The 16,643-nt window shown below is 61.3% G+C and carries 17 protein-coding genes and 1 pseudogene; 11 read left to right on the top strand and 7 right to left on the bottom strand.

Annotated features, from left to right (window positions below; all coding sequences use genetic code 11):
- Positions 1–23: 23 nt before the first annotated feature.
- The 5 genes and pseudogenes from G9X68_RS13730 to G9X68_RS13715 form a co-directional block, all read right to left on the bottom strand.
- Positions 24–671, bottom strand: coding sequence for a MarC family protein (locus tag G9X68_RS13730; RefSeq protein WP_171602815.1), 648 nt, complete (start codon positions 669–671; stop codon positions 24–26).
- Between the two features lie 107 nt (positions 672–778).
- A pseudogene (locus tag G9X68_RS31875) lies at positions 779–1,184 on the bottom strand (hypothetical protein).
- Between the two features lie 50 nt (positions 1,185–1,234).
- A complete protein-coding gene (locus G9X68_RS13725) occupies positions 1,235–3,391 on the bottom strand; it encodes a mechanosensitive ion channel family protein (protein WP_171602814.1) in 2,157 nt (718 codons plus the stop codon).
- A gap of 49 nt (positions 3,392–3,440) precedes the next feature.
- Positions 3,441–4,754, bottom strand: a complete 1,314-nt coding sequence (locus tag G9X68_RS13720; protein WP_171602813.1) for an alpha/beta fold hydrolase — start codon at positions 4,752–4,754, stop codon at positions 3,441–3,443.
- Positions 4,755–4,896: 142 nt separating this feature from the next.
- Positions 4,897–6,717, bottom strand: a complete 1,821-nt coding sequence (locus G9X68_RS13715) for an adenylate cyclase (protein ID WP_171602812.1) — start codon at positions 6,715–6,717, stop codon at positions 4,897–4,899.
- 144 nt (positions 6,718–6,861) lie between these two features.
- On the opposite strand from G9X68_RS13715, the gene G9X68_RS13710 reads away from it, so the two are divergent.
- The 9 genes from G9X68_RS13710 (at position 6,862) to G9X68_RS13670 (ending at position 13,678) form a co-directional block, all read left to right on the top strand.
- Positions 6,862–7,119: a VIT1/CCC1 transporter family protein gene (locus G9X68_RS13710; protein ID WP_171602811.1), complete on the top strand. Its 258-nt coding sequence runs from the start codon at positions 6,862–6,864 to the stop codon at positions 7,117–7,119.
- Positions 7,120–7,271: 152 nt separating this feature from the next.
- On the top strand, positions 7,272–8,378 hold the full coding sequence (locus G9X68_RS13705) for an HlyD family secretion protein (protein ID WP_171602810.1): 1,107 nt from the start codon (positions 7,272–7,274) through the stop codon (positions 8,376–8,378).
- Positions 8,368–9,396 carry a DUF2955 domain-containing protein gene (locus tag G9X68_RS13700; protein ID WP_171602809.1) on the top strand — a complete coding sequence of 343 codons (1,029 nt, stop codon included), beginning with the start codon at positions 8,368–8,370 and terminating at the stop codon, positions 9,394–9,396. The genes G9X68_RS13705 and G9X68_RS13700 overlap by 11 nt, the downstream gene beginning before the upstream one ends.
- 176 nt (positions 9,397–9,572) lie before the next feature.
- On the top strand, positions 9,573–10,937 hold the full coding sequence (locus G9X68_RS13695; RefSeq protein ID WP_171602808.1) for a DUF3300 domain-containing protein: 1,365 nt from the start codon (positions 9,573–9,575) through the stop codon (positions 10,935–10,937).
- A gap of 20 nt (positions 10,938–10,957) precedes the next feature.
- Positions 10,958–11,914, top strand: a complete 957-nt coding sequence (locus tag G9X68_RS13690) for a DUF2950 domain-containing protein (protein ID WP_171602807.1) — start codon at positions 10,958–10,960, stop codon at positions 11,912–11,914.
- A gap of 81 nt (positions 11,915–11,995) precedes the next feature.
- A complete protein-coding gene (locus G9X68_RS13685) occupies positions 11,996–12,229 on the top strand; it encodes a DUF2171 domain-containing protein (RefSeq protein ID WP_171602806.1) in 234 nt (77 codons plus the stop codon).
- Positions 12,230–12,351: 122 nt separating this feature from the next.
- On the top strand, positions 12,352–12,537 hold the full coding sequence (locus G9X68_RS13680) for a DUF3008 family protein (protein ID WP_028756545.1): 186 nt from the start codon (positions 12,352–12,354) through the stop codon (positions 12,535–12,537).
- A gap of 191 nt (positions 12,538–12,728) precedes the next feature.
- Entirely contained in the window at positions 12,729–13,211 is a 483-nt protein-coding gene (gene greA / locus G9X68_RS13675; protein WP_171602805.1) for a transcription elongation factor GreA, read from the top strand.
- Positions 13,212–13,318: 107 nt separating this feature from the next.
- Positions 13,319–13,678 carry a FlxA-like family protein gene (locus G9X68_RS13670; protein WP_171602804.1) on the top strand — a complete coding sequence of 120 codons (360 nt, stop codon included), beginning with the start codon at positions 13,319–13,321 and terminating at the stop codon, positions 13,676–13,678.
- Positions 13,679–13,716: 38 nt separating this feature from the next.
- Here the strand turns inward: G9X68_RS13670 and G9X68_RS13665 are convergent, their stop codons facing one another.
- A complete protein-coding gene (locus tag G9X68_RS13665; RefSeq protein ID WP_171602803.1) occupies positions 13,717–14,610 on the bottom strand; it encodes a LysR family transcriptional regulator ArgP in 894 nt (297 codons plus the stop codon).
- Between the two features lie 100 nt (positions 14,611–14,710).
- On the opposite strand from G9X68_RS13665, the gene G9X68_RS13660 reads away from it, so the two are divergent.
- Entirely contained in the window at positions 14,711–15,319 is a 609-nt protein-coding gene (locus G9X68_RS13660) for a LysE/ArgO family amino acid transporter (protein ID WP_171602802.1), read from the top strand.
- Here G9X68_RS13660 and G9X68_RS31870 read toward each other — a convergent pair.
- Positions 15,297–15,518, bottom strand: a complete 222-nt coding sequence (locus tag G9X68_RS31870; RefSeq protein ID WP_240603064.1) for a hypothetical protein — start codon at positions 15,516–15,518, stop codon at positions 15,297–15,299. The two genes, G9X68_RS13660 and G9X68_RS31870, sit on opposite strands and share 23 nt — an antisense overlap.
- Positions 15,519–15,591: 73 nt before the next feature.
- Between G9X68_RS31870 and G9X68_RS13655 the strand changes: the two genes are divergently transcribed.
- Positions 15,592–16,533: a LysR family transcriptional regulator gene (locus tag G9X68_RS13655; protein ID WP_171602801.1), complete on the top strand. Its 942-nt coding sequence runs from the start codon at positions 15,592–15,594 to the stop codon at positions 16,531–16,533.
- Positions 16,534–16,643 lie beyond the last annotated feature (110 nt).

The raw sequence follows: 16,643 nt of genomic DNA, 5'->3' as shown, positions 1-16,643 counted from the left end.
GCCCGGCCGCAAATCGTCCGCATCTAATGCGCGGCAGTCGGGGTGATGATGCCAAGATTTCCAAGCCCGGCGACGATCAGCTGGACTGCGACTGCGGTCAGCAGGATGCCGAAGACGACCTCCGAGACGATCATGGTGACTGGCTTCATACGCTTGGCGAGCTTGTCGATGTTGGTGAACACCAGATAGTCCAACGCACCGACGATCAGGATCAGAGCGATGACGAGGATCGCGCTGGCGATCGAGACGACTTCGCCGGAAGCGATGATGATGACCGTGATGCCGACAGGATTAAGGAGGTAAGGGACCGCGAGCGGAAAGATGGCCAGCTTGTCCGGGTCGACGGGGGCCGCAAAGTCGTCGTGCGGCTTCTCCGTTGGTCCTGATGCCATCTTGATCGCGATCAGCGCGAGGATGATGCCGCCGGCAACGGCGACTGCGCCACCCGTGATATGGAGAAGCCGCATCAGCAGAGCGCCGGTGGCGAAAAGGATCAGCGCCGTGACGACGGCGATCAGAACCATCTGGCGGCCGATACGCACCTTGGTTGCGGTGTCGAAGGCGTGGGTCTTTTCCAGAAACGGCACCAGGGCGATCTTCGGCCCCATGCCGATCAGAAGCAGCAGCAGAAGTTTTCCGACGAGTGCGGCATCGATGACGGTGAAATCCATGGAACGTACCCTCTAAATTGTGACGTGGAAATCGAGGTCCTCCCCACTCCGGGGAGGGCGGGCGGCGAGGAGAGCCAAGCGAGCTTGCAGTTTTTCTGCCGAACTGCTCAGCGCGGGCACACGTCCCAGAAGCCCGTCGTCTTGGCGGGTGAGGTGTAGTACCAGCATTGACCGGACTGCGGCGGCGTGCCTGCCAGTGAAACGGTGGCGGCTCCGGCGACAAAGCCGATGGCGGCACCCGCGGCGATGGCTGTACCGGGACGCCAGTAGCGGCGAGGGGCGACGACCACGACACTACGCCGGACGGGCGGGCGAACGACTGGAGCGGTCCGGCGTCCGACGGCAGCGCATCCACGCGATCCGCATGCCGCAGCGCCGCAGCCTCTCGGGGCCACATGCCGCAACGCCTCGACCAGCGGCTTCGGCCGTCGCGGGAACAAGGACGGGAGCGCAGACCGTCACTATGACGGCAAGTGTCGCAAGCATGTGCGATAGGATGGCCAGAATCTTCATTTCATTTCCTCCCATTGCTCTCGTGTTTCGCTTCATATCCTCAGTGCTTCTCAGGCCGGGCCTGCGGCGGTCGCCGCGTTTTGCGCGGCGAGCGTCTGCTGAGCCGCGGCTGCGATGCTATCGTCCTTTCCGCCTGAGACCTGGACGGTCGGCACGGCGAGCTTGATGCCATTTTCGTTGAAAGCCTGATGGATCATCCGGAGAGCCCGCCGCTTCAGCGTGAACTGCTCGCCCGGAAGCGTCATGACCTTCATCCGCAGAAGCAGGCCGGAGTCGCCCAGGCTGTCGATCCCCTGCATCTTCAACGGCTCGATCGTGGTCGGTTTGAACTCCGGATCCTCGAACAGTTCCAGGCCGATCTTCTTGATGATCTTGCGGGCCTTCTCGATGTCGGAATCGTAGGTGATGGTGATCGTCATCTTCTCGATCACCCAATCGCGGCTCATGTTCTGGACCGCTCCGAGTTCGCTGAACGGGACGATGTAGACCGCGCCGCGGTGATGCCTGAGCTTGATGGACCGCAAGCTGAAGGACTCGACGGTGCCCTTGTAGCTGCCGCTCTGGATATATTCGCCAACCCGGAAGGCGTCGTCGAGCAGGTAGAACATCCCGCTGATGACGTCCTTGACCACGGTCTGCGCCCCGAAGCCGATGGCGACGCCGACCACGCCGGCACCCGCGATCAACGGGCCGATTTCGACGCCGAGCGACGACAGCGCCATCATGATCGCGATGGCGACGAAGAGGATCATCAGGAAATTGCGAAGGATCGGCAGCAGCGTTCTGATACGCGTGCGCCGCCGCTCCCTTTCGCTGCCGATTTCAAGGGCCGCCTCGGTATCGCCGAGCTTGCGATCGATCAGCACTTTCACGATATTCCAGGCGAGATCGACGACCAGCAGAATGATCCCGGCGCTGAGGAGGCCGCGCACGAGGCGCAGAAGCGGGGAATCCTGCATCGTCATCTCAGTCAGCCTGACGTCCAGGGCATCCGCAAGCAGAATGATGGCGCCGACGATGAGCGCCGCCCTTATGCCGCGCTCGACGATTACTGAGACGACGGTGCTTCTTTGGAGGCCGTCCTCTTCGGCGACGGAAGAACGCAGGATATTGTTGACGGACGCCTTGGTGAGGGCAATGGCGCCGGGCAGGGCGGCACAGACCACCGCAATCCAGAACAGCCTCATGGCGCCGAGCACCCACAGCAGCCAGACGGCTGCGAAGTAGACCGTCCAGAGCCAGTTCCGCGCCCGCAGTCCGATCCGGCTGGCTTGGCCGGCAGATAATGGGGTCGGACGTCTCCAGACAGCTTCGATGCCGATGACGAGCAACACGAGGCCAAGCGAATAGGCGACGAGTTGCCGGGCCGGGACGGAAAAGCCGAGAGTGCCGAGCAGGCGGATGGTCACCCAGCCAAAGGCATACCAGCCAACGAGATAACCCAAGCGTTTCGCCCAGTGGCCGGCGGCATCCTTCGTGATCGGGACGACACGGAACCGACCCTCTTCCTCCGCCCGTGGCGCCAGAAGCACGTCGAAAAGCGCGCTCGCCAGGCGGAAGACGACGATCGCGAAGAGGTAGCCGACGACGATCTCCCTGACAACAGGCGGCCATTGGAACAGCAGGAAGAAGCCTATGCTGCCGAGGCCGAATGAAAGGACGTAACATGCCGCCCACAGAAGCCTCGCGGCCAGTGCGATCACCCTCTCGCGAACCGTGGCAAAGGGCGCGCGCGCCATCCAGGAGCGCCAGCCGGTGCTGATCCACCAGAACAGCCATTGTGCGGCCAGCCCGACGGCGACGAAGGCCGCGACCAGGAAGATCGGCCGTGTCCCGCCGTTCGCCTGGATGTCACGTTCGAGTACGGCCCCGCCGCGCATCGTCTCCAGGGGAAAGGACTGGATGGCGCCGAGAAGGCCGGAGGCATGGGCACGGAACCGCATCGCGAATTCGGAGAATGAAGGGTCGCGGTTCGGGACTTCCAAAGGCGGCTCCGCCGCGGGTTTGGCTGCTTGCGATTGCTGCTGCAGGAAGCGCTGGACGTCGGGATCCGAGAGCATTCCGATAAAGCGCTGGACACTTTCCGGCTGTGGGCTTGCGGGCGTCACGCTCTGGGCCATGGCAATCGAAGCGCCAAGGAGGACGGACACCAGAGCAGCCCCGGTAAAAAGCGATCTAAACATGCGGATCCTGGAAAGTAATAACATCGTTTATCCTGATCTCGATGAACCTGTTCGCCTGCCGGTTCCTAAGCCGTCATTGCCTGCACGACTCCTTCGACCGGCCTGCGGCAATGCAGTCTGGTGCTCGCGGCTGCGTACCCACAGGACCTGTGAGGCCGCTGACCTGGCCGGCGTAATTATCTCTGGTATCCGCATCGACGACGGCGACCGGGGCGGCAAGGATCAGGCCGGCTGCGCTGCCTGCCGCCGCCGCAGTGCTCGTCGTCGCGGCAAGGATCTTGTCCCCGAGCCCGACCTTGCTGTCGGTCAGCGTCTGGCCGTCGGAAATCCGCGCGCCGATCAGTTGAACGACCTCGGGCGATTCCGCAAATTTTCCGTGGTTCAGCCTGTCGCCCGCCTTGACCTTGGTGAGGTCGATCACCGTGATCTGGCTGTCGGCCAGTTCCTTCTTGAAGGGCGCCTGCTCGGGATCGATGGCGCCGAGTCTGGCGACGTCGCCCCATACCCTGCGGGATACCGCGAGCGCGCGGTCGTCTCGCGAAACGAACAGGGTGAACTTTGGGTGCTGTTTGCCCATGTCGACGATCTGCTGGCGGAAGACATCGACATCCACATCGGGCGAGGCCAGCATCACATTCTCGAACTTATCGGGAAGGCGGCCATTGCGGATCGCCATCTGGCGAAGGGCTTCCAGCGCCAGCCAGTTCCCCATGGAATGCGCCAGGATCGAGACTTCCTTCACCTCCGGGTCTTTGGCGAGATACTGGAAGAGTGTCTCCAAGGCGTTGCGGGTGTAGTTCGTGCTCTCCCTGTCATATCCGTATGCGAGCAGACTGCCGCGCGACGGCCACGTCACCAGCACCGGTGCACTGTGGACGCCGGAATCCTTGACGATCTGGGCGAAGCGATAGACTGAGTCTTCGAAACGGTTGTTGAAGCCGTGAATGAAGACCAGCACGCTGCGGTCGCGGCTCTTCCTGACTGAGGCGCTCAGCCATTTCCTGGCGTCGTCGCGGGTGATCTCGTCGGCTTTCAAGGTTGCGAAGTCGGTTGCCGGGTTGGAGGGAAGCCGCCTCGGCCAGGCGACTTCGCCGATCTTGCGGACGTTCGCAGGCGGGATGGATACGGTGATGTCGGCAAAGGCCGGGGCGAGTGCACGCTCGCCTGTGAACATTTCGCCTTGGATCGTGGAGCGGCTGCGCGTCGTGGTCACGAGCATGTCGACCTTGGTGGCGTTCGGCGCGCTATCGGCAACGGGGATGAGCACGTTCTTCGGGTGGCCTCCGCATCCGGACAATGCGCAGAGCAGCAGCAGAGCCGAAATCCATTTCAAACCCGGGGAAAGGCTTAGTTGAATTCGGCCGTCACGACATTTTGCTGTGCTCACTGGCGTTCCTCATAGCCCTGTCAAGTTTGTACGGGCCTCGACGCCACGCGCGGCGGCGGTCGAAGTCGGCACTGGGCGAGACTATGCGAAGATGAGATGGCTTACTCGTATGATCGGGTATGTTACGGTCAGGGAGACAGTATCAGCGGGGTTGCAGGTCCGAGGTGGCGGCGCTCGACGCAATTGCATCGGGATCAGGCACCGTCATCCCCGCCTTGCGAAGTCCTTCGATCAAGCGGTCGCGATCTGCAGGCTGCATGTTGCGCATCGCGAGTTCCGTGACCACGTTCGGCAGGAAGTCAGGTCGCATGCTGACGAAGACCTGTCCTTCCCGGCGGGCGTCGTCCATCAGACCTGCCTCGGCGTAGATGATGGCGGCGACGACATGGAAGAGAGGGAACTTCTGCATGTTCGCCTGCCTGATCTCCAGCACGGCGGTGTCGTTGTCGTGAAGCATGTAAGCGGCAAGGGCTCGCGTTCCGTGGTAGAAGCCGCCGCTGCCCGGATTAAGGGCAATGGCCTGGTCCAGGAGGGCTGCTCCGCGCTGCCACTGGCCGGCGATCGCAAGCCGCGTTCCGAATTCGCCCATCAGTTCGGTGTCGTTGGGATTGGTGGCGAGTGCCTGCTCGCCCACCCGAAGCGATTCAGCAAGCTGCCTGTCGAAGAACAGCGCCGTCATCAACGCTTGAAGTCCGCGCGTATTGTTCGGATCGATCTGGGTTGCGCGCCTGGCGGCATCGAGGGCACGCCGTGTGGCTGAATCCTGGCCTGATGTCGGATTGAACTTGTAGCGGTCCTCATCGAGATAGACGATCGACAGCATTGCCCAAGCGGTCGCATAGCTTGGAAACCGCGCTAGCGCGGCCTCGAGGCAATCCCGGACGCGGGCATGTGCCTCGACGCTCAATTCCGAACGATAGGCATAGAAGCGCAAAGTGCATTCATAGGCACCGAGATCATCAGGCGGCGGGCTGGCGGAGTCGACCTGCGCCATGACCCCGTAGGGTTGGGCGATAGCGGTCGCAACCTTTCTGGCGACATCCGTCTGGATCGCAAACAGGTCGCCCGATGCGAGATCATTGTCATAATTCTCCGACCAGAGGATCTCGCCGTCCGACGTATCGAGCAATCTCGCCGTCACACGAAGACGCTTGCCCGACGTGCGGACTCCGCCGGCAAGGAGATAACGAGCGCCGAATTCGGCCCGGACCTCCGATGCACCCACATCCGCGGGGAGGGACTTGGACGTCTCGCGGCCGAACACCTTGATCTCCTTGAACCGTGGCAGGATGGTCATCAGTTCCTCGGTCAGGCCGGCAGTGTAGAGCTGCGCTTCCGGCCCTTCGCCGAGATTGGCAAACGGGGCCACCACGAGGGCCGGACGATCGGGCGACAGGCCTGCAACGCGGTCGAGCGACGGAGCGGGAGACCGCGTCCCGATCCAATAGAGCGAAATGGCGACTGCAGCGAGGGCGGCGGCACCCGGCAACAAAACCCGCTTTGTGGCCCACCAGCGTCCGGTGTGGACCTTGGAGGGTGATGCGTCTTCGACTTCTTCGTGCCCAGTGTCGACTAACTCCGGACAGGACCAGGCGAAAGTTGGGATATATCCGCCTTTGGGAATGTCGATCCTGACCGGATCATGCTGTCCGGCGACGAGATAATAGCGCTCGAGCGACCGCCGCAGCCGCCCGGCCTCGATCCTGACCACCGGATCGTCCTGGGTGAAGCCGGCATCCCGGCCGAACACCTCGATCGCGATCGAATAGGCTTTGATCCGGTTCCCCCGACCCTCGAGGGTTTCCGAGACGACATAGCGAAGAAACGCTGCGGCCCGACCGACGCCTGGGAATTCAGGGCTGGAGACGACACGCTCCAACTGCTCCCTGATATCCTCGGCTTGAGGCACAGGCCTCAAAGAAATCCGTGCTGCAGACCCCTCTGCTGGTACCCACGTCTGCATGTCTGTCCCCAATCCCCCGTTGAGTCACATCACTGCCAGACCGTATGTTACGGTAACATACTCCACGAACCCTCCTTCGTCCATGAAGATTGGCCGGCACCATGTTGCAGAGGCAGCGTCCCGGAGGCCGTTAAGGAGTGAACCATGGACGAAGGCATGACCGCAGTCCGTCGGCAATTTCCAACCAGGATCAAGGCGATCGACGATCTCTCTGCCCGCAGTGAGGACTTTCGAGAGATCTGCAGGGACTTTGCCGACGCTCAATCGGCGCTGGAGAAATGGGACGTCTCAACAGATCCGAAGCGCGCCGAGCGCGTCGTCGAATACCAGGAGTTGGTCGCAGAACTCTCCAAGGAGATAGAGGGCGCGCTTGACCACGCCTCGTTATCGCGACCTCGCTGATATGCGCGGCCAGGCTCCGGCGGCCAGGCATCGCCAGGCGTATGTTACGGTTACCTACTTGCGTTCCATCGCCCGGTAACGACCATCACGACAGAGGTCCAGCACTGAACTTTCAGCTTCCACGAAACAAAACGCTTCCGAAGGATATTGCCGTGGTTTCCGAAAACTTGGACGAGCCTGCCATTTCCCCAGCGCCTCGGAATCCACTCCGCAGGATAGCGCTTATCGTCGTCCTGCTGGCGCTCGTCCTGTTCGTCCTCTCCATCTTCATGGAGCGGCGCACGCCATCGACCTCGCAAGCCCAGGTCCAGGCCTATATCGTCGGCATCGCGCCCGAAGTCACCGGCCGTGTGGTGGAAGTGGGAGTCGCCGACAACTCGCGCGTCGAGGCCAATCAGGTTCTCTTTCGTATCGATCCCGAGCGCTACGAGCTCGCGGTCAATGAGGCCGAGGCGAGCCTTGCAAGTGTCGGCCAGTCAATGGGCGCGTCAACGGCTGCTGTCGATGCGGCGCAGGCAAAGCTCGTCACGGCCCAGGTTGATCGGGACAATCTTCGCGAACAAGCTGCGCGCGCCGAAGAGCTGCAAAAGAGGGGCGTGTATTCCAAAGCGCGGGCTGATTCAACCAAATCGGCTTTCGGTCAGTCAGAGGCGGCCGTCACCGGTGCTGAGGCCGAGCTGGCCAAGGCCAAGGAGCAGCTCGGGCCGAGCGGAAATGACAATCCGCAGCTCCGGGCAGCTCTGGCAGCGCTCGAAAAGGCAAGACTCGATCTGCTGCGGACCACCGTTCAGGCACCTTCGGCCGGGGTCGTGACCAACCTCCAACTTACAACCGGTAAGGTCGTGTCGGCTGGACAGTCAGCCATGACCTTCATCGATGCCGGCACGATCTGGATCACCGCCGCCTTCAAGGAGAACAGCCTCGAGAATGTGGCAGTCGGCAACCGGGCGGAAGTCCTTTTCGACGCGCTTCCCGGTCGGCTGTTTCCGGCGCAAGTCGAGAGCGTTGGTTTCGGCGTATCGCAGGGCAGCACGGACCCGAACACCGGATTGCCGACGATCCGGAGTGATAGCGGCTGGGTCCAGGAGCCGCAGCGGTTTCCAGTCCGCCTCATCATCGAGGAGGCTGAGCGGCCCAAGGGCGGCGTGCGCTACGGCTCGCAGGCGACCGTCGTCATCTACACGGGCAACAACCCGGTCACCAATGCCTGGGGATCGCTCTGGATCCGCATCATGTCGGTGCTGACCTATGTTCGCTGAGAGGAGCCCCGCTGTCGAGGAGCAGAAACGCAAGGGGCTTCGGGTTGCGTTCGCCGTCTCCATCGGCTTCACGTTCGCAGTCTATGCCGGGGCCATCGTGCCGTTCCTCGGTCCGCTCTTTGCCGCCCAGTTTCTGCTCGGAAGTTCGCGGCCCATGCCGCTCGGCAAGACCGTCGGCGCGGCGATGGTTATTCTGATCGCCGGGATGGCGATGATGGTTCTGACCAACATGCTCGGCGACCGTCCGGCGCCGTTCCTTCTGATCCTAGGGCTAACCTATTTTGCGTGCTTCGCCGCACAGTCGACGGGAAAGGGAGGACCGGCCGTCTTTCTCGTGCTCGTCGTTTCGATCATCGTGCCTCTGCTGGGTATCCTGAACAAGGAGCTCGCCAATTCCATTCTGTCCATCCTGGTCGCCGGGGTGTTGTCGGGCGCAGTTCTGATGTGGCTCGCCCATGCGATCTTTCCCGAGCCGCTCTCCCCGGAGGTCGAGGCGGTGGCGATCGACGAGCGGCCGCCGGCTTTGCTTCGGGCGCTGGCAAACACGGTCATCCTTTTGGGCTCCGTCGTGATCTGCCTGACGAGCGACAACCTAACGGCTGCGGCAGTCATTCCGATAACAGTGGCGTCGCTGCTCGGACAGCTCGACGTTGGCGCGAGCGGGCGGGCAGCGATGGGGCTCGTGCTCGTCAATCTGTTCGGCGGCGTGCTCGCCTCTGTCGCGTATGCCGCGCTGTCGCTGCGCCCTAATCTCCTCTCGATCTTCCTCATCGTTCTCGTCGTCGCCCTCCTGCTCGGAGGGCGCGCAGCCGCCCGGTCAAAGGACGCACCAGTATTTGCCGGTGCCCTGACGACCTTCCTGATCCTCTTCGGCCTCGGGGTCTCGCCTTTGCCGGGGAGTGCTGCAGAATCCTTCGCCACTCGCATCGTCTATGTCGCGGCGGCCTTGATCTACGCACTGCTGTTTGCCGCCATCCTCTGGCCGCGAACCAGCAACGCGAAGAGTATATCGGCATGACGCACGCTCTCGGAGAGCACCTCACCCGAGGACGTCGGCTGCCTCCCAAAGGCGCAAAGACGGCTGTGCCGATGTTTTCGCTATCAATTCTGCTCCACTGAGGAGAATATAAGCATAAGCGAAAATACAATAGTCGACAGCCTACACACCATGTCTGACCGCAAGGAGGATTTGAGATGGCTAGACCTCACGCTTTGTTACTCGCCACGGGCCTGTTCCTGCCTTTTGCAGGGTTCCCGTTTTCGCCACATCTGGTGCTGACCGCCGCCGCGCAGGAGCCGGCTGCTTCCAGTCCCGTCGCGGCGGAAGACGACGCGCCGGCGCCTCTGAGCGAGGACGAACTCGAAATCCTCGTGGCGCGGATCGCGCTCTATCCGGATGAACTGGTTGCGCTCGTCACGTCGGCGTCGCTCTATCCGCTGCAGGTCGTGGAAGCGGCCCGGTTCCTCGAAACCTTGAAGAAGCAGCCCAAGCTCAAGCCGAAGACGACGTGGGACGGTAGCATCGTATCGCTGCTGAATTATCCTCAGATCGTCACGATGATGAGCGAGGATCTGGACTGGACGCAGTCTCTTGGAGAGGCGCTCTCCTACCAGCAGAAGGAAGTTCTGATCGCCATACAGCAACTGCGCGACAAAGCGGTCGCCGATGGCATCATCAAGACCGATGACAAGATCAAAGTCAGCCAGGAGAATGACAACGTGGTGATCGTCTCCGCCAGTCCCGAGAAGATCTACGTTCCGCAATACGCGCCGGAGATGCTGTATGAACCGAACTATGTGGCCGAGCCGATCGGCTACTATTCCGAGCCGTATCCGAACTACTACTATCCGACCGCCACCTTTTTCGCGGGCGTGGTGACGGGAGCGGTGTGGGCCGCCACCGTCGACTGGAACCGCTGGGGCGTATGGGGCGGGCGCTGGAACGGCAATGTCGATATCGATTGCAACAACTGTTTGAACAACATCAACGGCAAGGTGAATATCAACGACGTCGACTGGAAAAACGTCGACCGCAGCAAGATCGGGTTCGACAGCGCGCAGTTCAACAAGATCGACCGCAGCTCCTTCCGGACCAGTATCGAGGCGAACGCCGGCGACAGGGTCGGAGCAAGAGGCAACGACCGTGCGAACACGATCCGCGACAAGCCAGGCAAAGTCAGTGTCAACGATGTCCGCAAGAGCAAGATCGATGCGGACAGGGTCAATGCTGCTCGCAACAAGGCAGGCAATACAGGCGCGGCTTCCGGGGGCGGGAAGGGAGCGCAGGCTGCGCAGAACCGCAGGCCTGAGGCAAGGACGCCGAACAGGGCTGCCGAAAACGCAAGGCCCGGGGTCAACGCCAAACGCCCGGTCGCAAAGCCGAAGCCTGCGGCCCGGGTCGACAGCCGTCCCAAAAAGCCTTCGGCGCTCGGTCAGGTCGACAGCGGCAGACGCGCTCAGATGCAGTCCAGCCGCGGCAGACAGGCCATGGCCGGCGGCAGTCGCGGTGGTGGCGGTGGAGAAATGCGCCGCGGCGGTGGCGGCGGCCGTCGTCGATAACCGGAAGAAGGAGGAAAGTCATGACAAAGTCAGTCAGAAACATGCTTCTGGGTTCGGTGTTTGCTCTTGCGGCTCTCGCCACCAATCCGGTTCCGGCATCTGCAGAAGAGCCATCCGACGCGACCGTCATCTCGGGCTTCGCTTCGCAGAGCGATCCGCCCGTATTCGAGACGCCGGAACAAGCCGTCGACGCCTTCAAGGCGGCGCTGGCGGCTGATGATTTCGACAAGTTCGCGGCGCTGCTGGGTATCGATGCAGCGAAAGCGAAGGCAGGCGAAGGGGTGATGGACACCTATGCCCAAATCCGCGACGGCACACAGAAGAAGGTCGTCGTGAAGGACGTCGATGGCCGCAAGATCATCGAGATCGGCGACAAATTATGGCCTTTGCCGTTTCCGATCGTGAAGGGCGACGATGGCAAGTGGGGTTTCGACACCTATGCCGGGTTCGAGGAGATCATCAATCGTCGCGTCGGCGAGAACGAATTACAGACCATCGACACGATGCAGGCCTATGTAGACGCTCAAAAGGAATATGCTTCCGCCGACCACGATGATGACGGCGTTCTCGAATATGCCCAGAAACTGATCAGCAGCGACGGAAAAACCGATGGTCTCTACTGGTCGCCTGATCTGGGCGAGGGGGATAGCCCGGCGGGAAACGCGCTCGAAGACAATGCGGCGCTTGATAAGGCCAAGGCCGGCGAGGGCTATTACGGCTATCGCTACAGGATCATCGACGCCCAGGGACCGAACATCGCCGGCGGAGAGTTCGATTATGTGATCAACGGCAATATGATCGCGGGATTTGCCCTGATCGCCTGGCCGATCCGATATGGCGAAACCGGCGTGCACACCTTCGCGGTGAATGCCAATGGCACGGTCTACCAGGCTGATCTAGGCCGCGAGACCGAAAAAATAGCGGCCGGCATCAGGACCTTCAATCCCGACGACAACTGGAACGTGACGGCCGATTGAACAGGGTCGCGGGTGTTGGGAACCAAGTCTGCTGCACGTCGTTGCCGCTTCGTACCCGACAATGATACAAAGGAGGAAACAATGATTTCCGCAGATCAGATCCGCGAACATATGGAAGTACGGGCTGCCGACGGCACCCAAGTCGGCACAGTCGACCATCTCGACGGCCCCACGCGCATCAAGCTGACGAAGCTCGATTCGGAAGACGGCAAGCACCACTTGATCCCCATCGATTGGGTCGATCACGTCGATGCACACGTCCATTTGTCCAAGAATGCCAGGGATGTCCGGATGCAATGGGCGACCATCAACTGACAGTTGGTCGGCTGCGGCCTACGGGCCGCAGCCTCCCTGCAAGGGAGCCAGCGCGCTGCACGCAGGCCTGACGAATTCAAGATAGTTTGACGCGGGGGGCGCTCAAGAGACAGGAGATCGATATGCCAGCTAAGTCCAAGGCCCAGCAAAAGGCGGCAGGCGCCGCACTTTCTGCCAAGCGTGGCGAGACGCCGAAGAGTGAACTCAAAGGCGCCTCAAAACAGATGGTCGAATCCATGAGCGAAAAACAGCTCGAGGAGTTCGCATCAACCAAGAGGAAGGGCAAGCCCGAGCACGTGTCGAAATAAAGGGATGGGGGCACCGCCAGCGGTGTCGGACCTTCCCGCCGCTCCCAATCTAGGGAGTCATGATCTTGAAAGCGGCTGCCGATGAAGCAGGATTGGCGGTTCGTGCGCGGTCGATGTATGGTTTCGACAGAGATTTGGGGCAATTGCCCATCAGCTAGAAGTGCGCACTGCGCCTAAAACGGAGTCCGAGATTGGCCGTCGCCTTTACCAAGGAAGAGAGTTTTGAAACGGCTTCGGAAACCCTGCTGCCCGACCGTCCGATTTCGCCGCACCCGAACCTTGTCACGGAGGCGGGGTTGAAGGCTCTGGAGGTGCATTTCCGGCAGGCCCGCGAGGCCTATGATGCTGCGAGCACCATCGACGATGTGAACGAACGGCGGCGGCAGACAGCCAATCCTTTGCGTGATCTCCGCTACTTGGCCGCAAGACTTCGCACCGCCCAGCTCATGCCTGACCCTACGTCAACCGACACCGTCGTCTTCGGCAGCACGGTGACTTTCCGCCGTGACGACGGGCGCGTGCAGACCTATCGCATCGTCGGGGAGGACGAAGCCGATCCCAAGGCCGGATCGATTTCCTACGTCTCCCCGGTGGCGCGGTTGCTGATGGGCAAGGCTGTCGGTGATGTGGCGGAGACAGGCGGGCAGGAACTGGAGATCATCGCCATCGCATAGGAGCGCGCTCTTTGCTTGGTCCTCATTATTTTGGTACCATCCGGTACTTTATTTATCGAACCTTTACCATCCGTGGCTAGAACGATGACATTCCATCATCGAAAGTCATGCTCATGGTCAGCGCAATTTCCAGTTCTGCATCCACCATTTTGAGTTCCGCCGCTTCAGCCTCGTCTTCCAGTTTGTCGGACCAGCTTGCCTCTCTCGAGGCGCAACTCGCCGAAGAGAAGGCAGCTCTGTCGGAAACGCAGGACGAGCAGGAGAAGGCCACGATCGAAAAATCTATCGATACGCTGGAAGCGAAGATCGCCAAGCTCGAAGCGAGCGAGAGCAGCCAAACTCAAGCGTCCGCTGCATCGAAGCCTGCCAATGAAGCTCCGAAAGAACTTTCCGGCGAAAGCGAGCGTATCGGCACGACGAATTTTGACGAGACCAGCGCGTTCGGCAGCCGCACGGCTTACGTCTGACAAAGCGACCCGGTTCTGCTGCATTCTTGAGTGACCCGTCAAAGACGGCGCTTGGCCACCGTGACGACTTCGCGAGTCAGATCCGCCAGGCGGTCGGCGGCGAGGCGGTTTATCTGCCAGTAGAGCGGGACATCGAGCGGTGTGTCGGGCACCAGTTCGACCAGCCGTCCGGATGCGAGATGCTCGCGAGTCAGCTGGATCGGGTTCATTCCCCAGCACATGCCTGAAAGGCTCGCCTCGACGAAGCTCTGCGGCGACGGCAGCCAGTGGGTGGGAAAATCGAGATCGCGCCCGAACGTTTTGCGTATCCAGCTGCTCTGCAGCCTGTCTTTCTGGTTGAAGGTCAGGGCGGGAGCATTGCGGATCGCCTCTGATGTTACGCCCTGCGGAAAATGGCGCGCGACGAAATCGGGCGTTGCCGTGGCGTGGTAACGCAGAGCGCCAAGGGCAAAACGCCGGCACCCGCGAACCGGCTTTTCCAGGCTGGTGACGGCGGCGATCACCCGCCCGCGCTGCAGCCATTCGGCGGTGTGGTCCTGATCGTCGACGGCAACGTTCAGCAGATAGGAAGAGCTTTTGGCGAAATTCGACATGGCCTCGACGAACCATGTCCCGAGGCTGTCGGCATTCGTGGCGATTTGAAGCGTGACCCTTTGGCGGGGCTCGTCGGGATCGACGAGAGCCGGCAGCTGGCCGAAGAGTTCGGCTTCGAGCACGCCGACATTCTCCATATGGCGACAGAGCCATTCTCCCTTTTCCGTTGCCGTGCACGGCGTGCCCCTGACGATGAGGACGACGCCGAGACGCTCTTCCAGCTGTTTCACGCGCTGCGAAATGGCTGAAGGGGTCACGTTCAGGACGGCCGCCGCTCTTTCGAAGCTGCCTGTCTGGACAATGGTTGCGACGGCGCGAAGAGCGGGATAGTCGAGCATGGATTAGTTTCACTTAATCGGAGTAAGTTGGATTAATTAGCCTAATTCTCACAATCGCGGTAGGCGCAACCTCACCGAAATGAGAGGCTTAGCCGAAGAGATGAATTTTTCGATCTATATAACCGGCCTGATGATGGGCCTCAGCCTGATTGTCGCCATCGGCGCGCAGAACGCCTTCATCCTCCGCCAGGGCCTACGCAACGAGCATGTCTTCGCCGTCTGCCTCGCATGCGCGGTATCGGATGCGGCGCTGATCGTGCTTGGCGTGACCAGCCTCCATCAAATCGCCAGGTTCATGCCCTGGTTCGATCCCGTCATGCGCTATGGCGGAGCCGCATTTCTGGTCTGGTACGGGGCAAAAAGCCTCTATTCCGCCTTGCGGTCGTCCGCCGCTCTGACGGCCGGGGAAGCCAAGCCGTCGAGCTTTCGGCAGACGCTCGCGACCTGCCTCGCACTCACCTGGCTCAACCCGCATGTCTATCTCGACACTGTCGTGCTGCTCGGCACGATATCGACACGATATCCGGGACAGCAGGCTTCTTTTGCGGCAGGGGCGGTGACGGGGTCCTTCCTGTTCTTCTTTTCGCTCGGATATGGCGCGACGCGGCTGCGGCCGATCTTCTCGAAACCCTCATCCTGGCGCATGCTGGAAACGCTCGTCGCTTTCACGATGTGGATCATAGCGTTCAAGCTGCTGGGCGGGTTGTGACCGCTGTTCGATCGTCGATCATTCGCTTCAGCGGCCGAGGGGGGACGGTCAACTCCATCTCGCGCTGGCAATCTGCCAGCAGATGTGGCGGAAAACGCCTTAGTTCCCGGAGCGCATGCTCATGGTTCGCATCCCTGCGCCTCTGCGACTTGAATGCGGAAAGGGCCTGTACGATATTCCAGATGCTTGTTTGAGACATGTCGGGCCTCCTTTGCTGCATTTAGCTGCCGACGCTCGAAATATGAGTGTCAATTGACATTCAATCAAACAAAATGATATGGGGTTATAAATCAGAAAAATTGAAAGATGCGACGATGAGTATTCCCTTTCGCCGTCCCATTCCACTGCTTGACAACGACGTGCTGCGCACTTTCGTGGCTATCGCAGAGACAGGCAATTTTTCGACCGCCGCAGAGGCGGTGTTCCGCACGCCGTCGGCGGTGTCGATGCAGATCAAGAAGCTTGAAGAACAGCTTGGTGCGACGCTGTTTCTGCGCGACGCCCGCTCGGTTTCGTTGACGCGCCACGGCGAGATGCTGCTCTCCTATGCCCGCAACATCTTGGCGCTGTCGAACGAGGCGGTGTCGCGCTTCATCATGCCGGAGCTTAGCGGCGTCGTGCGGCTCGGCGCGCCAGAGGATATCGGCGAACGGTTGCTGCCGAGCATCCTGAAGAGTTTTGCCGAAAGCTATCCCGGCATCATGGTCGACGTGACGATCGACATGAGCATCGGGCTGAAGAAGCGCATGGAAGAGCAGCGGCTCGACCTGGCGTTGATCAACTGTGCGACACGGCCGTTCCCGACGGGCGGTGAAGTGGTGTTCCGCGAGCGGCTGGTCTGGGCCGGCGCCAAGTGCGGTTCGGCGCATCGCCGGGATCCGCTGCCGATCTCGATCTGGGAAGACGGCTGCATCTGGCGCCAGGAGGCACTCTCCCAACTCGAACGCAACAAGCGGCATTATCGCGTCGCCTATCTCAGCGGCCACACGATGGCGCAGCGCGCCGCCGTGCTTTCCGATCTCGCCATCGCGCCGCTGCCGCTGTCCTATGTCAACGAGGACATGGCGATCCTTGGGCCTCAGGAAGGGCTGCCGGAGCTGGGCGCCTTCGATATCCGTCTGCTGACCGCCTCGCAGGTGTCGGGGCCGATCGAAACGGTGGCCGACAGCATTCGCGGCGCCTTTGCCGAAAGAGCGAAGGCGGTCGCCGCCTAGCCGCACAACCCCGAAAATCGGAACCGATTCCGGACAGGATTATGCGCCGATCGAAAGTGACAGCGCGTATCCTTTCAGCGCTGAACCTTTTGGTTTGTCGTGCGTTATCG

Origin of the sequence: Rhizobium changzhiense (genome assembly GCF_013087625.1) — a bacterium.
In the GTDB taxonomy this organism is placed as follows: Bacteria; Pseudomonadota; Alphaproteobacteria; order Rhizobiales; family Rhizobiaceae; genus Rhizobium; species Rhizobium sophorae.
The sequence above is the reverse complement of the archived record's forward strand: the minus strand, read 5'-3'. Positions and strand labels throughout refer to the sequence as shown.